At 61.4% G+C, this 15474-nt stretch carries 14 protein-coding genes; 9 read left to right on the top strand and 5 right to left on the bottom strand.

Features of this window, described 5'->3' with window-relative positions; translation table 11 throughout:
* The first annotated feature begins 36 nt into the window (after positions 1 to 36).
* Complete coding sequence (locus CSE6_RS16170) at positions 37 to 1389, top strand: glycerate kinase (protein WP_059440978.1); 1353 nt, start codon at positions 37 to 39, stop codon at positions 1387 to 1389.
* A 248-nt stretch (positions 1390 to 1637) separates the two neighbouring features.
* Here the strand turns inward: CSE6_RS16170 and CSE6_RS16165 are convergent, their stop codons facing one another.
* A complete protein-coding gene (locus tag CSE6_RS16165; protein ID WP_003052436.1) occupies positions 1638 to 2555 on the bottom strand; it encodes a LysR family transcriptional regulator in 918 nt (305 codons plus the stop codon).
* A 109-nt stretch (positions 2556 to 2664) separates the two neighbouring features.
* Here CSE6_RS16165 and gcl point away from each other — a divergent pair, with 109 nt between their 5' ends.
* From gcl to glxR, 3 genes are all read left to right on the top strand, one after another.
* The gene (gene gcl / locus CSE6_RS16160; RefSeq protein WP_003063995.1) at positions 2665 to 4455 is read left to right on the top strand and encodes a glyoxylate carboligase; all 1791 of its coding nucleotides are present in this window, start codon (positions 2665 to 2667) and stop codon (positions 4453 to 4455) included.
* A gap of 146 nt (positions 4456 to 4601) precedes the next feature.
* On the top strand, positions 4602 to 5405 hold the full coding sequence (hyi, locus tag CSE6_RS16155) for a hydroxypyruvate isomerase (RefSeq protein ID WP_059440977.1): 804 nt from the start codon (positions 4602 to 4604) through the stop codon (positions 5403 to 5405).
* 84 nt (positions 5406 to 5489) lie between these two features.
* On the top strand, positions 5490 to 6401 hold the full coding sequence (gene glxR / locus CSE6_RS16150) for a 2-hydroxy-3-oxopropionate reductase (protein WP_003063991.1): 912 nt from the start codon (positions 5490 to 5492) through the stop codon (positions 6399 to 6401).
* 96 nt (positions 6402 to 6497) lie between these two features.
* On the opposite strand, the gene ggt is transcribed toward glxR, so the two are convergent.
* Entirely contained in the window at positions 6498 to 8327 is a 1830-nt protein-coding gene (ggt, locus tag CSE6_RS16145) for a gamma-glutamyltransferase (protein ID WP_059440976.1), read from the bottom strand.
* A gap of 304 nt (positions 8328 to 8631) precedes the next feature.
* Here ggt and uraH point away from each other — a divergent pair, with 304 nt between their 5' ends.
* Positions 8632 to 8982: a hydroxyisourate hydrolase gene (gene uraH, locus CSE6_RS16140; RefSeq protein ID WP_003070903.1), complete on the top strand. Its 351-nt coding sequence runs from the start codon at positions 8632 to 8634 to the stop codon at positions 8980 to 8982.
* Between the two features lie 135 nt (positions 8983 to 9117).
* On the opposite strand, the gene CSE6_RS16135 is transcribed toward uraH, so the two are convergent.
* Positions 9118 to 9507: a DoxX family protein gene (locus CSE6_RS16135; protein ID WP_034353709.1), complete on the bottom strand. Its 390-nt coding sequence runs from the start codon at positions 9505 to 9507 to the stop codon at positions 9118 to 9120.
* Between the two features lie 326 nt (positions 9508 to 9833).
* Here CSE6_RS16135 and CSE6_RS16130 point away from each other — a divergent pair, with 326 nt between their 5' ends.
* Positions 9834 to 10418 (top strand): YSC84-related protein, encoded by a 585-nt coding sequence (locus CSE6_RS16130; RefSeq protein ID WP_034353706.1) that lies wholly within the window; start codon positions 9834 to 9836, stop codon positions 10416 to 10418.
* 84 nt (positions 10419 to 10502) lie between these two features.
* Here the strand turns inward: CSE6_RS16130 and CSE6_RS16125 are convergent, their stop codons facing one another.
* Entirely contained in the window at positions 10503 to 10913 is a 411-nt protein-coding gene (locus CSE6_RS16125; protein ID WP_080746093.1) for an energy transducer TonB, read from the bottom strand.
* A 265-nt stretch (positions 10914 to 11178) separates the two neighbouring features.
* Between CSE6_RS16125 and xdhC the strand changes: the two genes are divergently transcribed.
* Both xdhC and CSE6_RS16115 read left to right on the top strand, forming a co-directional pair.
* Entirely contained in the window at positions 11179 to 12009 is an 831-nt protein-coding gene (gene xdhC / locus CSE6_RS16120; RefSeq protein ID WP_059440975.1) for a xanthine dehydrogenase accessory protein XdhC, read from the top strand.
* Between the two features lie 291 nt (positions 12010 to 12300).
* Positions 12301 to 13617 (top strand): urate hydroxylase PuuD, encoded by a 1317-nt coding sequence (locus CSE6_RS16115; RefSeq protein ID WP_059440974.1) that lies wholly within the window; start codon positions 12301 to 12303, stop codon positions 13615 to 13617.
* Between the two features lie 240 nt (positions 13618 to 13857).
* Here the strand turns inward: CSE6_RS16115 and CSE6_RS16110 are convergent, their stop codons facing one another.
* Positions 13858 to 14655 carry a helix-turn-helix domain-containing protein gene (locus CSE6_RS16110; RefSeq protein WP_059440973.1) on the bottom strand — a complete coding sequence of 266 codons (798 nt, stop codon included), beginning with the start codon at positions 14653 to 14655 and terminating at the stop codon, positions 13858 to 13860.
* 94 nt (positions 14656 to 14749) lie between these two features.
* On the opposite strand from CSE6_RS16110, the gene CSE6_RS16105 reads away from it, so the two are divergent.
* Entirely contained in the window at positions 14750 to 15421 is a 672-nt protein-coding gene (locus tag CSE6_RS16105) for an MSMEG_1061 family FMN-dependent PPOX-type flavoprotein (protein ID WP_238585725.1), read from the top strand.
* Positions 15422 to 15474: the final 53 nt, after the last annotated feature.

The raw sequence follows: 15474 nt of genomic DNA, 5'->3' as shown, positions 1-15474 counted from the left end.
GTAAGGGAAAAAAGCCCGAATGCACAATGCGCAGCTATGCAAGCACAGAATACATCCTCGCGCGCGCAGGCCGCGGCAACGCCTGTTCCCCAGCAAGACCCGGCTGGCTTTCTGCGTCATCTGTATGACGTGGCAGTGCGCAATGCCCTGCCCATCGAGGGTCTGGCGCGTCATCTGCCCAAGCCGCCCAAGGGCCGCACGCTGGTCCTGGGCGCCGGCAAGGCCGGCGGCTCCATGGCGCAGGCGCTGGAAGCTCTGTGGCCGCAGGATGCGCCACTGTCGGGCCTGGTGGTGACGCGCTATGCACATATTCCCCCACGCCCCGAAGGGCTGGCTCAGCGCCTGGAGGTGGTGGAAGCCGCCCACCCCGTGCCGGACGCGGCCGGTCTGGCTGCGGCCGAGCGCATTCTGGCGCTGACCGAGGGCCTGACGGCCGACGATCTGGTGATCTGCCTGATCTCCGGCGGCGGCTCCTCCCTGCTGACGCTGCCCGCCGAAGGCATCGACCTGGCCGAGAAGCAGCGCATCAACAAGGCGCTGCTGGAGAGCGGCGCGGCGATTGGCGAGATGAACTGCGTGCGCAAGCACCTCTCGCGCATCAAGGGCGGCCGTCTGGCCACTGCCTGCCATCCCGCCAAGGTGGTGACGCTGACCATCAGCGATGTGCCCGGAGACGATCCTTCGGTGATCGCCAGCGGGCCCACGGTGCCGGACGCGTCGACCTGTGCCGACGCACTGGCCATCCTGGACCGCTACCAGATCGGCATTCCCGAGTCCGTGCGCGCTGCGCTGAAAGCCGGCGAGCTGGAGACGCCCAAGCCCGGCGACGCCCGCTTTGAAGGCCATGAGGTGCATCTGATCGCCACGCCCCTGCAGTCGCTGGAAGCGGCGGCCGCCGCAGCCCGCGCGGCAGGCATTGCCGTGCATGTGCTGTCCGACGAGATGGAGGGCGAATCGCGCGAGGTGGGCAAGGTCCATGCGGCGCTGGCGCGTGCCGTGGCCAGGCATGGCCAGCCTTTTGCCAGGCCCTGCGTGATTCTCTCGGGGGGCGAAACCACGGTGACCATCCGCCCGCGTCAGCCCGGTGCGGCCAAGGGGCGCGGCGGGCGTGCCGGCGAGTTCTGCCTGGGTCTGGCCCAGGCCCTGCAGGGTCAGGAAAAGGTCTGGGCGCTGGCGGCGGACACCGACGGCATCGACGGTGTCGAGGACAACGCGGGAGCCCGTGTCTCGCCCTGCACGCTCAAGCGCGCGGCAGAGCTGAACCTGCGCATCAGCGATCACCTGGATCGCAACGATGCCTATGGCTATTTCTCGGCACTGGGCGATCTGGTGATCACCGGCCCCACGCACACCAATGTCAACGACTTCCGCGCCATTCTGATTCTTTGAAACCATCAAATTGAATAGCTGCTTGCGCAGGCTATTCAGCGGTTTCAAATAGAAAAATATCTGCAGCCACCGTTCATCAAGCAGTAGCTGCTATTTTTATATAGCTGCAGTGTAAAACTGGCGCTACCTATCCCAGTGCTCCGAGCAAGAGCCGCCTCGCGGCGAAGGAGCAGTCCCCTCCGTTAGCGCGCAGCGCGTACAGAAAGGGGAAGGCGGGGCCGCCTAGGCGCGAAGCGCCTCAGGGGGAGCTAGCCCCCTCTTGGCAGATCCTCCCACCAGGCATCGTCGAACTTGCCCTGCAAAAAGGCGATGAAGGACTGCACCTTCTGCGGCACCAGGCGCGGTGAGGGGTAGACGGCGTGGATCTCCTGCTCGGGCAGGCGGCAGGTCTTGAGCACTTCCACCACGCGGCCGTCCTTGAGCGAGTCCTGGGCCACATAGCGCGGCAGGGCCGCAATGCCCATGTGCGAGCGGGCAGCGGCCAGCAGGGCCGAGAGATTGTTGGAGCGCAGCCGCCCGGTGACGGGAATCGACACCGGCTCGCCGCTGGCATTGCGCAGGCGCCAGATATCGTTGCCCTGCACGCTGCTGTAGATCAGCGTGGAATGCTCCTTGAGGTCCGAGGGGCGGCGCGGCGTGCCGTGCTTGCGCAGATAGGTGTTGGAGGCCACCAGCACCCAGGGGTTGACGCCCAGCATGCGCGCGCCCAGCGAGGAGTCGGCCAGCTTGCCCAGGCGCAGTGCCACGTCGATGCCGTTGGCCACCAGATCGGTGTAGCGGTCCTCGAAGCTCAGATCGACCTGCACCTGCGGGTTGTGCTTCATGAAATCCATGGCCAGCGGAATGAGTACACGGCGCCCGAACGCCACCGAGCTGCCGATGCGCAGCTGACCCTGGACCTGGGTCTGGCGCACCTTGACCACGTTCTCCGCCTCGGCCACGTCGCTGACGATGATCTTGCATTTTTCGTAGTACAGCGCGCCGGCCTCGGTCAGGCTCACGCCGCGCGTGTTGCGGTTGAGCAGGCGCACCTTGAGGCGCGCCTCCATGGCCGCGACCTGCTTGGTGACGGTGGGCTGGGTGGTGGCGAATTCCTGCGCCACCTTGGTGAAACTGCCGGTCTCCACCACGCGCACAAACATGTGCATCGCGTCGAGTCTGTCCATGGATTTGTCTCCTATTTATTCTTGGGTGGAATAAATTTTATGGTCTGAGAGCGCCTTCCAGCAAGCAAAGGTCTTGACTAAAGTTCAACCAAGTTTTTAGGAGACCCTCATGGCCAAAATGAAAGCAATCGACGCCGCAGTCCTGGTGCTCGAAAAAGAAGGTGTAACCGTGACGTTTGGTGTGCCCGGCGCGGCCATCAACCCGCTGTACGCTGCAATGAAGAACCACGGCGGCATCGGTCACATTCTGGCCCGTCACGTGGAAGGCGCGAGCCACATGGCCGAAGGCTACACCCGTGCGGTGGCCGGCAATATCGGCGTGTGTATCGGCACCAGCGGCCCCGCCGGCACCGACATGATCACCGGTCTGTACTCGGCCAGCGCCGACTCCATTCCAATCTTGTGCATCACCGGTCAGGCACCTCGCTCGCGTCTGCACAAGGAAGACTTCCAGGCCGTGGACATCGCCTCCATCGCCAAGCCCGTGACCAAGTGGGCCACCACCGTGCTGGAACCCGCCCAGGTGCCACGTGCCTTCCAGCAGGCTTTCCACCTGATGCGCTCCGGCCGTCCCGGCCCCGTGCTGATCGATCTGCCCATCGACGTGCAACTGGCCGAGATCGAATTCGACATCGACACCTACGAGCCCCTGCCTGCCTACAAGCCAGCCGCTTCGCGCAAGCAGGCCGAGAAGGCCATCGAGATGCTCAACGAGTCCGAGCGTCCCCTGCTGGTTTCCGGTGGCGGTGTGATCAACGCCGATGCTTCCGAGCTGATGGTCGAGCTGGCCGAGATCCTGAACGTGCCCGTGATCCCCACCCTGATGGGCTGGGGCACCATCCCCGACGATCACCCCCTGATGGTCGGCATGTGCGGTCTGCAGACCAGCCACCGCTACGGCAACGCCAACATGCTGGCTTCGGACTTCGTGTTCGGCATCGGTAACCGCTGGGCCAATCGCCACACCGGCTCGGTCGAGGTCTACACCAAGGGCCGCAAGTTCATCCACGTGGACATCGAGCCCACGCAGATCGGCCGCGTGTTCGCCCCCGACTACGGCATCGTCTCCGACGCCAAGGCTGCTCTGGAGCAATTCGTTGCCGTTGCCAAGGAGTGGAAGGCTGCCGGCAAGCTCAAGTGCCGCAAGGCCTGGGTGGCTGAGTGCCAGGGTCGCAAGAACAGCGTCGAGTACCTGCGCAAGACCAATTTCGACAACGTGCCGATGAAGCCCCAGCGCGTCTACCAGTGCATGAACCGCACCCTGGACCGCGACACCACCTATGTGTCCACCATCGGTCTGTCGCAGATCGCCGGCGCCCAGTTCCTGCACGTGTACAAGCCCCGCAACTGGATCAACTGCGGCCAGGCCGGTCCTCTGGGCTGGACCACTCCCGCCGCCCTGGGCGTGCGCGTGGCCGACCCCCAGCGCAAGATCGTGGCCCTGTCCGGCGACTACGACTTCCAGTTCATGATCGAAGAGCTGGCCGTGGGCGCGCAGTTCAAGCTGCCCTATGTTCACGTGCTGGTGAACAACAGCTATCTGGGTCTGATCCGTCAGGCACAGCGCGCTTTCTCGATCGACTATTGCGTGCAATTGGCGTTCGACAATATCAACATGGATGAGGGTGATGCGACCCGCGGCTACGGTGTTGACCATGTTAAGGTCGTTGAAGGTCTGGGTTGCAAGGCGATCCGCGTTCATCGCGCCGAAGACTTTGCCCCCGCCATGCAGCAGGCCGAAGCCTGGATGGCCGAGCACAAGACCCCTGTGGTGATCGAGTGCATCCTGGAGCGTGTGACCAACATCTCCATGGGCGCCGAAATCGACAACGTGGTCGAGTTCGAAGACCTGGCGACCGAAAAGGCCGACGCGCCCAGCGCACTGGCCCTGCTGGACTGATAGGAAAACTCCCCCGGAGCGGCTTTGCCGCTTCCCCCTCTCTGCGCGGGAGGGGGCGACGCCTTCGCTGGGGGGGCGCGGCCGGCTTAGGCCCTTGCTTGGCGTCTAGCGCCTGCAACTATTAACGATTACCGGAGACTTTTATCATGCCCCGTTTTGCAGCCAACCTGAGCATGTTGTTCACCGAGGTGCCTTTCCTCGAGCGTTTTGAGCGTGCCGCAAACGCAGGCTTTGAAGCCGTGGAGTTTCTCTTTCCCTACGCTCATACCGTGGAAGAGATCAAGGAGCGTCTGGACGCCACCGGCCTGAAGATTGTTCTGCACAACCTGCCCGCCGGCGACTGGGACGCGGGCGAACGTGGCATTGCCTGCGACCCCAAGCGCGTGGACGAGTTCCGCGCCGGCGTGGCCAAGGCCGTGACCTATGCCCACGCCCTGGGTGTGCCCCAGCTCAACTGCCTGGCCGGCAAGGTTCCTGCCGGTGTTGACGCTGCCGTGGTGCGCCGCACTTTCGTGGAAAACCTGCGTTTTGCTGCCGCCGCCCTGAGCGCCGCCAACATCCGCCTGCTGATCGAGCCGATCAACCCCTTCGACATCCCCGGCTTCTACCTGAACCGCACTGACGATGCCCTGTCCATCCTGGACGAAGTGGGTGCGTCCAACGCCTTTGTGCAGTACGACATCTACCACGCCCAGCGCGTGGAAGGCGAGCTGGCAGCCACCATGCAAAAGCAGCTGGGCCGCATCGGTCACATCCAGCTGGCCGACAACCCCGGCCGCAACGAACCCGGCACGGGCGAGATCAACTACCCCTTCCTGTTCGCACACCTGGATCGCATCGGCTACGACGGCTGGATCGGTTGCGAATACAAGCCCGCCAACGGCACCGAGTCCGGCCTGGGCTGGCTGCAGAAGATCGGCGGCTGGAACAAGGTTGCCGTGGCTGCATGAATGGATGACCCGGTCTGTGGCGCCGGCTCGCAAAGCGCCATTGGCCATCGAATTTGAGTATCAAGAAAACTGAGGAGTACAACCATGAACGCATCGTCTCTCAAGCTGGGCTTTATCGGTCTGGGCATCATGGGCGCGCCCATGTGCGGCCATCTGATTGCTGCCGGCCACCAGCTGTTTGTCAACACCGTGGGCAAGGTGCCTGCCAACATCGCCGAAACCAGCGCCACCCAGTGCACCACTGCTCGCGGTGTGGCCGAGCGCGCCGACATCATCTTCATCATGGTGCCCGACACTCCCGACGTGGAGAAGGTGCTGTTCGGTGAAGACGGCGTGGCAGCTGGCCTGAAGGGCAGCTCCGGCAAGATCGTGGTCGACATGTCCTCCATCTCGCCCGTGGCCACCAAGGACTTTGCCAAGCGCATCGAAGCCGCTGGCGCCCAGTACCTGGACGCTCCCGTCTCCGGCGGTGAAGTCGGTGCCAAGAACGGCACCCTGTCCATCATGGTCGGCGGCCCCGATGCAGCCTTCGAACGCGTCAAGCCCCTGTTCGACAAGATGGGCAAGAACATCACCCTGGTGGGCGGCAACGGCGACGGCCAGACCGCCAAGGTGGCCAACCAGATCATCGTGGCTCTGAACATCGAAGCCGTGGCCGAAGCCCTGCTGTTTGCATCGCGCGCCGGTGCCGATCCAGCACGTGTGCGTGAAGCCCTGCTGGGCGGTTTTGCCTCTTCCAAGATCCTGGAAGTGCATGCCGAACGCATGATCAAGCGCACTTTCGACCCTGGCTTTCGCATTGCCTTGCACCAGAAGGACCTGAACCTGGCCCTGTCCAGCGCTCGTCAGCTGGGCGTGTCCCTGCCCAACACCGCTCAGGCTCAAGAGCTGTTCAACAGCTGCGTGGCCCACGGCGGCGCTGCCTGGGATCACTCGGGCATGGTGCGCGCCCTGGAAATCCAGGCCAACTTCGAAATCGGTCAGAAGGCTGAATAAAGAGAGGTGGGGAGGGCGGCCACTGGCCAAGCGTACGGCCAGCAGCCGCCTCAAGTGAAAGCCGCGCTCGGGGGAGCGCGGCTTTTTTGTTCAGCGTCAGTAACCCATGGTCTTTCCGTCAGGGTTGCGCGGGTCCGAAGCGCCGCGCAGCAGGCCGTCGCGGATCTCGATGGTCTGCGTGCGGCCCATGGATGCCTTCAGTGTCACCTTGTGGCCCCATTGTCTGAGCAGGGCCAGCGTATCGGGGCTGAAGCCTTTTTCAACGCGCAACTCGTCTGGCGTCCACTGGTGATGAAAGCGCGGCGTGGCAGCCGCTTCGGCCGGGTTCATGCCGAAGTCGATGTGATTCACGACTTGCTGCAGCACCGTGGTGATGATGCGCGCTCCGCCCGGACTGCCGGTGACGAGAACCGGCTTGCCGTCCTTGAGTACCAGGGTCGGTGTCATGGAGGACAGCGGCCGCTTGCCGGCCTGCACGGCATTCGCGTCGCCGCCCACCAGACCATAGGCATTGGCCACGCCGGGCTTGGCCGAGAAATCGTCCATCTCGTTGTTGAGCAAAATCCCCGTGCCCTTGGCGACGATGCCGCTGCCGAAATTGGTGTTCAGCGTATAGGTCACGGCCACCGCGTTGCCGGCCTTGTCCACCACGGAGTAATGGGTGGTCTGGTCGCTTTCATAAGGCTGGGGCCTGCCGGGCCGGATGTCCTTGGCGGGCCTGGCTTGCTGGGGCTTGATGCTGGCGGCCAGCTCGCTGGCATAGCTCTTGGAGATCAGCCCCTTGAGCGGAATCTTCACGAAGTCCGGATCGCCCAGATACTCGGAGCGGTCGGCATAGGCGAGCTTCATGGCCTCGGTCATGTAGTGCACGCTTTGCGCGCTGTCGGCACCCCATTGATTCATGGGCCAGCGCTCCATCATGTTCAGGATCTGAATCAGGTGCGCGCCGCCCGAAGAGGGCGGAGGCATGGTCACGATCTGGTAGCCGCGATAGCTGCCGCGCACGGGCTCGCGCTCTGCAACCTTGTAGTCGCGCAGGTCCTGCAGGCTGAGGGCATTGGCGTGCGGCGCCATCTCTGTCACGATCTTCTGTGCGATCGCCCCTTCGTAGAAGGCCTTGGCGCCCTGCTGGCTGATCAGGCGCAGGGACTGAGCCAGATCCTTTTGCACCAGCCTCTCGCCGCTTTGCAGCGGAGCGCCGTTCCTCCAGAAAACGGCCTGGGTGGCGGGCCAGCGGCCCATATTCCTTTTTTCCTGATCCAGAGTCTTGGCCAGGGTGACGCTGACGGGATAGCCCTTGTCTGCCAGCGCAATCGCCGGTGCCATGACCCTGGCCAGCGGCATGCTGCCCCAGCGCGAGAGCGCGTGCGTCATGCCCGCCACGGTGCCGGGCACGCCTACGGCGTAATGGGTGTAGAGCGATTTGCCGTCGATGACCTTGCCGGCGGCATCCAGATACATATTGCGTGACGCGCCTTTGGGTGCCACTTCGCGGAAGTCCAGCGCAATGTCCTTGCCGCTCCGCGCGTCGTGCACCATCATGAAGCCGCCGCCGCCGATATTGCCGGCATTGGGCAAGGCCACGGCCAGGGCAAAACCCACGGCCACGGCGGCATCGACGGCATTGCCGCCCGCCTTGAGAATATCCACGCCGATCTGCGTGGCCAGCTCCTGCTCCGAGGCCACCATGCCGTTCTTGGCGATGACGGGGTGAAAGACATCCAGCTCGAAGTCATATGCGGCAGCTGCAGCCTGGGCGGCGGCGGTCTGGGTGACGGCTGGCGCTGCGGCCTGAGCGGTGGCGTCGTTACGGATGGCCGCGCGTTCGTTGCTGGCGGGCTCTAGCGTGGCCGTGCTGCTGCAGGCGCTCAGGCCGGCCAGGGCGATGAGCAGGCTGGCTGCCAGGGCGGTGGTGCGCAATTGCATGCGTTGTCTCCTGTTCGCTTGATGAATCGGGCCAGTGTATAGAGGCTTGCACAGATGCCAACCGGACAGAGCTGGCTATGTGCCTGAAAGTCAAGGCAGAAAAGCCTTTGATGGAGTACAGGAACTGTATACACTTTAGCGATCAAAGCGCTGCGCTCATGCGCGAGCAGACTTTGTGATGGCATAGATGTTTCAGGGCTTACGCAAACAGGAATGCAACAACGGTCTGCCTGAACCCGTTTTGCGTAAGTCGTGTGTTTGATACAACCAAGGGCAGTGGCAAACTGCCTGTGAGGAGATTTCCATGGGCCTGAGCACCCACGTTCTCGACACCATGAATGGCTGCCCCGCCGCAGGCATGGCTGTCGAGCTGTTTTCCACCGAAGGCGACAAGGCCACGCTGATCAAGAGCCTGGTGCTCAATCATGACGGCCGCACCGACGCGCCGCTGTTCGACAACAACACGCTCAAGGTCGGCACTTACCGTCTGACCTTTGATGTTGCGGCCTACTTCAAGGCCCGTGGCGTGCAACTGCCAGAACCCAGCTTTCTGAACAAGGTGAGCCTGGACTTCGGCGTGGCCAATGTGGAGCAGCACTACCATGTGCCTTTGCTGGTCAGCCCCTGGAGCTACTCCACCTATCGCGGCTCCTGAGCGGGACGTGAGTCTCTCGAAGCGGGAGACATGGCAAAAACAAGAGCGGCTTGCGCAGGTCATTTCAAGGTTTCAGCATTAAAAGGCATTGAAACCAAGATATGACAGGCGCAAGCCGCTCCTGTTTTTAAGGACTTATTTGCCCTTGGAATACGCCATGGCCACGACCAGGGCGCTCACGAAATAAAAGGCCTGCAGCTCCAGCGCCCAGCCGCCGGTGTTGTTGAGCATCAGAATCTGCCGGGTGTGCATCAGCGCAAATGCCACCACCATATTCACCGCAATCACCAGTGCGGCAGGCACCACCCACAGGCCCACCAGCAAAAGCAAAGGCGCGACCACTTCGCCCAGATAGACGGCATAGGCCAGAAATCCCGGCGCACCCAGGCTCTCGACCTTCGCCTCAATGCTGCCTATGCCATAACGAATCTTGGCCCAGCCGTGCAGCAGCATGAGCAAGGCCAGGGTGACACGCAGCACAACCAGAGCTGCCTTGGGGTGGTGAAAGTAATTCCAGAACTTCATGAACTTCCTGTCGTCCGCGCGATGCTTATATCAACAATGCTAGCGCCTGTTTCAGACAATTCGTCGGATTGCCTATGGATGGGGCCAAGTCTTGTCTTATGTTCATGTTGTAGGTCTTTTTCGACAACTGCTCTTGCCTTCTGTAGGCCAATGGCGCAAGCTGTAACCGCTGAGTTTTATCGGCAACGCTGCGCACTAGCATCGTGCCAACCCTGTTTCTGACAGCTTTGCATCGGGGGGATGTGCAAAAGCGACTCAATGTCGGACTGCAGGACCTTCTACCTCTGAAATGTGTCTGCACATTCATCCCATGAAAGGATATAGGTATGCGTCAAATTTCTCTGCGTTCTGTTGCGATGGCTGCTGCACTGGCTGCCGGTGCCATGACCATGACGGCCTGCACCACGACCAAGCCTGACACGGCATCGGCTCCCCGTGCCGATTCCACAACGGTCAATACCCGTGCCAATGCAGCTCTGGAGCGCCTGTACCAGACCGCACCAGGATCCAAGGAAATGGTGCAACGCGCCAAGGGTGTGCTGATCTTCCCGTCGGTGATTGGCGGCAGCTTTGTGGTCGGGGTGGAGCATGGCCGCGGCGTACTGCGCGTGGGCGGTCAAAACCGTGGTTTCTACAGCACGACAGCGGCCTCTATCGGATGGCAAGCTGGTGGTCAGTCCAAGGCTGTGATCTATGTGTTCAACACACAGGAGGCGCTGGACAAGTTCCTCAAGAGCGACGGCTGGTCCGTGGGGGCTGATGCCACCGTGGCAGCTGGCAAGATCGGTGCCAATGGCAGCGTGGACACCACGACTGCTCAGGCTCCGGTCACCAGCTATGTGCTGACCAACGCGGGCCTGGAGGCCGGCGTATCGCTGCAGGGCACGAAGATCACCAAAGTGGTCGAATAAGCCTCGCCTGGCTTGTGACAACAAAAAACCGGCCTTGGCCGGTTTTTTGTTGTCCGATGCATCGGGTTGCATCGCTGTGCGCTTTTACTGGCCCAACTGACCTTCGGTCAAGGTGTCGAGCTGGAAGCGTCCCGACTTGTCCCACAGCCAGGTGTCGGTATAGGTCACGCTGCGACCCGGAGCCGGGAAGGGGGCGGCGGAGCGAACGGCTCGCTCGATCTCGGCCACCACTTCGGGGGCATGGCCTGGCTTGCGCATCCAGTGCAGGTTTTTCACGCGGCCCTGGCCGTCGAGTTGAACCTGCAGCACGCCGATCGCATACAGCATAGGCGGCAGCATACCCTGGTAGATGCGGCCGGAGTTGCGTTCATACAGATGCTGGGCGGCCTGCTTGCGATAACTGGGGCTGGCCTTGTCGGCGGGCGTCGTGCCGATGGATGGGCTTTGAGGTGCGATCTGACAGGCGGTCAGCACCGCTGCAACGGCAGCCATCATCCCGGTCCGCAGCCAGTTCAGGGGGCGGCGGGCTGGTGTGGTGCGGGTGGGGTTGTGGGTTTCAGACATGACGCCAAGCGTAGCCGCAAATGGATGGAGGCAGCAGCCTGGGGACACAATTCTGAAGCCTCCTCGTGAAAAATCTGCAACGACTCGTCAAATCCGGTCCGGATATGCATCCGATTAATGTGCTCATACGCTTGTCTGTCTATTGCGACTCGCAAAATGCATGAACATCGGTCATCAAAGCAATCGGCGTTCAGTCATGTGGAGCGAAACACAGCAAGGAATCTTGAACCGTCTGGCGCAGCAGCCGCTGTGCTGGGTGCAGGTACAGGCCACTCGTGGCTCCGTGCCCCGCGAGGAGGGGGCCTGGATGGCGGTGTTCGCCGATGAGGTGATGGGGACGATCGGCGGTGGTCATCTGGAATGGCAGGCCATTGCCCAGGCGCGCCAGCTGCTGGCGCAGTGGGACGCAGACCCCTCAGCCTTGCGCGAGCATATCCAGCGGTATGCGCTTGGCCCCAGTCTGGGGCAATGTTGCGGCGGTGCGCTGGAGCTGCACTTTGCATGGTTTGACGCCCGCGATGCGCAACGTCTGCGGGCCTTGATGCCCGAGCCGTCGCAATGTGTGGCCTTGTTCGGCGCTGGCCATGTGGGGCATGCGCTGGTGCGCATTTTGCGCAGCTTGCCGTACCGCGTGGTCTGGGTGGACAGCCGTGATGCAGTCTTTCCCGTGGAGGAGCAGATAGGGGTGCAGTGCGAGCACTCCGATCCGGTGCAGGCCGCGGTGGCAGAGCTGCCGCCGCAGTCGCAGGTGCTCATCATGAGCTTCAGCCATGCCGAAGACCTGGAGGTGGTGGCGCGATGCCTGCTGCGCCAGCGCGAGCGAGGAGATCTGCCTTTTGTGGGGTTGATTGGCAGCAAGACCAAATGGGCCAGTTTCAGCAGCCGCTTGCGCAGGCGAGGGTTCAGCGATGCAGAGCTGGCTCACATCACCTGCCCGATCGGTGTGCCGGGCATTACCGGCAAGGAGCCCGAGGTGATCGCTGTGGCGGTGGCGGCGCAGCTTCTGCAGCGCTTGTCTGCGAGCTGATGGTGCAATGAATGCCCTGATCTGGTGCGTGTGGCCGCAAACATGCGGTTACCTGCCCTAAAAATCAGGCCCGATCCTTGCATATCGCTCTTGTATTAGGGAAATCTCTAGGGTGATTTATCCCTGATTCGAGAGTTGCGGCAGCAAAAATTGCATACACTTTCGGTCGACAGAATGGTCGCAGCGGTGCCCCGTGTGTAACGTCCGGGAGCGCGGCCTTTTCTTCTGCTCAGAGCGCCCGCAGTGGTGAGCAGGTTGTTCGGCAGCCCCACGCTGCCAAGGTTGAGAGCTATGGAAAGCTACATTCTCGACTGGGCCGGCCTGCTGTTGCGGTGGCTCCACGTCATTACCGCGATCGCCTGGGTCGGTTCCTCCTTCTACTTTGTGTTCCTGGACAGCAGCTTGACGCCGCCCGTGGATGACGACCTGAAGAAGCAGGGCGTTAACGGCGAACTCTGGGCTGTGCACGGTGGCGGTTTCTACCACCCCGTCAAGTTCAATGTGTCTCCTCCCAAGATGCCGGATCACCTGCACTGGTTCTACTGGGAAAGCTACACCACGTGGCTGTCCGGCTTTGCCCTGCTGACGGTCTCCTACCTCTGGAACGCCAACATCTATCTGGTCACTCCCGGCGACCCCAATGCCATGAGCACCGGCGCTGCCGTGGCTTCGGCTCTGGGCTTCCTGGTGGTCTTCTGGCTGCTGTATGACTTCATCTGCCGCACTTTCGGCCAGAAGAAGAATGGCGATGCCACCGTCGGTGCCATGGTTCTGGTGCTGGTGTGTATCGCAGCCTACCTGGCCTGCCACATCTTCCCCGGCCAGGCAGCCTTCCTGCTGATGGGCGCGATGATCGCGACGTCCATGAGCGCCAACGTGTTCTTCTGGATCATCCCTGGCCAGCGCAAGGTGGTGGCTTCGCTCAAGGCTGGTGAGCCTGTGGACCCACGTCACGGCCAACGTGCCAAGCAGCGCAGCGTGCACAACACCTATTTCACGCTGCCCGTGCTGTTCGCCATGCTGTCCAATCACTATGGCTGGTTGTACAGCCACAAGCTGAACTGGCTGGTGCTGATCGGCATGATGTTTGCCGGTGCTGCCATTCGCCAGTTCTTCGTGATGCGCCACGGCTACAAGCTGGGTCGCAACAGCCACCCCTGGCCTTACGCTGCTGTCGGCGTGGCTGCTCTGCTGGCCGTGTTTGTCTGGCTCAAGCCTGCACCTGTGGCAGCAACTGCTCCAGTAGCGGCTGCTCCAGCGGCACCCGCAGCCGGACAGGTTGCAACTCCCGCGGCCCCTGCAGCTGAAGTCGCAACTCCTGCAGCCGAAGCCGCGTCACCTGCTGCTGCTCCCGCAGCCGCTGGCGGAGAAGGCTTTGCCAAGGTCAATGCCGTCTTCCAGCAGCACTGCGTGGTGTGCCACGGCACTGCCATCCAGCAAAAGGCTGTCCGTCTGGACTCCCCCGAAGCTGTGAAGTCGCATGCCCAGCAAATCTACCAACAGGTGGTGCAGCTGAAGAAGATGCCTTTTGGCAACCCTGCGGCTCTGTCCGACGACGAACGCAACCTGATCAAGACCTGGTACGAGTCCGGCGCTGCCGTGAACTGACTATCAGCTGTTCGGGGTAATTGAAGTCGTAGGCAGCGATCTGGTATCCATGCGGCTTTCTGTGGAGCTAGGTTGCGTCAGCAAAGCCTAGACTCCTTCTCCTCGTAAAAAGCGCTCCTTGTGAGCGCTTTTTTTATTGAAATTCAACATTAAGGCTGCGGTGATGCGGTGTTGAACAAGACGACTGCAGCAAATGAAAGTGTGAAGTCCGCCTTGGGCTGAGGACTCAACTGATCCCTGCTAAACGGCTTTCAAGCGTGATCGATAACATGCCGGCGTTTCACCGAAGGTCCGGCGAAACAGGCTGATGTAAGCGCTGATACTGGCATAGCCGAGATCCAGTGCAATGGCTGTAATGCTTATGCCTTCGGCAAGCATTTCAAGTGATCGCAATAGGCGTACGCGCTGGCGCCAGGCAGTGAAATTAAAGCCTGTCTCGCTGACAAACCTGCGACTGAGAGTGCGCGAGCTGATGGCCCCGAAACTTGCCCAGTCATCGATGTTGCGCTCGTCGGCTGGATTGGCTATCAAAGCTTTGGCGATACGTTGCAGACGCGCATCTGCTGGTATGGGCAGACCAAACTCCTCAACCGGCAGGCTTCTGATCTCGTCCAGAACCACAGCGCATATATGTGACTGTGCTTGACTCGATAGATCGGAGGCTTGCGGCATGGAGCTGGCAATACGCAGCACCGCTTCGCGCAGCAGGCCCGATACCCTGATGATGCAGGGTTGTGCCGGCAAATTGGCGCATGCGGCTTCTGCCACATAGGCGCTCCAGCCATGGTAGGGGCCGAAGGAGCGCCCAGCGTGAGCATGATGGGGAGGAAGCCAAACGGCATGTATGGCCGGCACCACCCAGAGACCGCCATCGACCTGCACCGAGATCAGGCCTTTGATTGAACCAAACAATTGACCGCGTGCATGCTGATGCATCTCGGAAGAGAGTTCACTCTCCAGCATTCGAGTGGCCGCTACAACACTGGGCCCGTCAGGGGAGTCCATATAGGAGCCCAACAGATGCATGAGATCAGGCATGGCGGATTTGAGTTATCTAATGGCCGATAAATTCTACAGCCGCCACATCACCTAGGCCTACGCTTGCAACTTTCCTCAAACACAGGAGTTTCACGTGCCTTTATCAAAAGACTCGGCGGATCAAGGGTTGCACGAGAGCAGTCAGTCAGATGCAGTTGATCTGAATCGGCTGTACGCGCGCCCAACGGAGCGAATTCAGAAAGCGGTTCTCGATCATTTGATGGATTTCCACAAGGCGTATTTGGCAAAAGCGACGTTTTTCTGTCTTGCCACGGGAGATGGGAATGGCTTGGATGCATCGCCACGCGGAGGTCCTCCCGGTTTCGTGCGGGTACTGGATGCACGCACCTTGGTTTTTGCGGACTGGCCCGGCAACAATCGCATTGCCTCCTTGCGCAATCTTCAGAATGACGACCGGTTGGCGATGCTGTTTCTCTTCCCTGGTCTGGAAACCTTTTTGCGAATCAATGGACGCGGTCGAGTTTCATCCGATGGTGACCTGATGCAAGAGTTGCGAGAAGGGATCAAGGTGCCAAAAACTGCAATAGTGATTCGGATCGATGAAGTTTTGTTCCACTGTGGACGTGCCATCAATCGCGCTCGGTTGTGGCGTGACGAGAGTCATCTGGACCCCAATCATCTGCCTACAGTCGGAGATGTGATGGCTGGCCTGGCCCAATTGCAGGGTGACGCTCAATTCACATCAGAACAGATCGTTCACGCAAATGAGCGCTACTCAAGTGCCGTAAGAACTGAGCTTTATTGAGCACTCACAGCTTCGCCACATCTCTGCCGCATGCCCCCTGCGGTCTCGCAGGA

Source organism: Comamonas sp. E6, assembly GCF_001010305.1.
Lineage (GTDB): Bacteria > Pseudomonadota > Gammaproteobacteria > Burkholderiales > Burkholderiaceae_C > Comamonas > Comamonas thiooxydans.
This window is presented reverse-complemented; position numbering and strand designations above follow the sequence as displayed.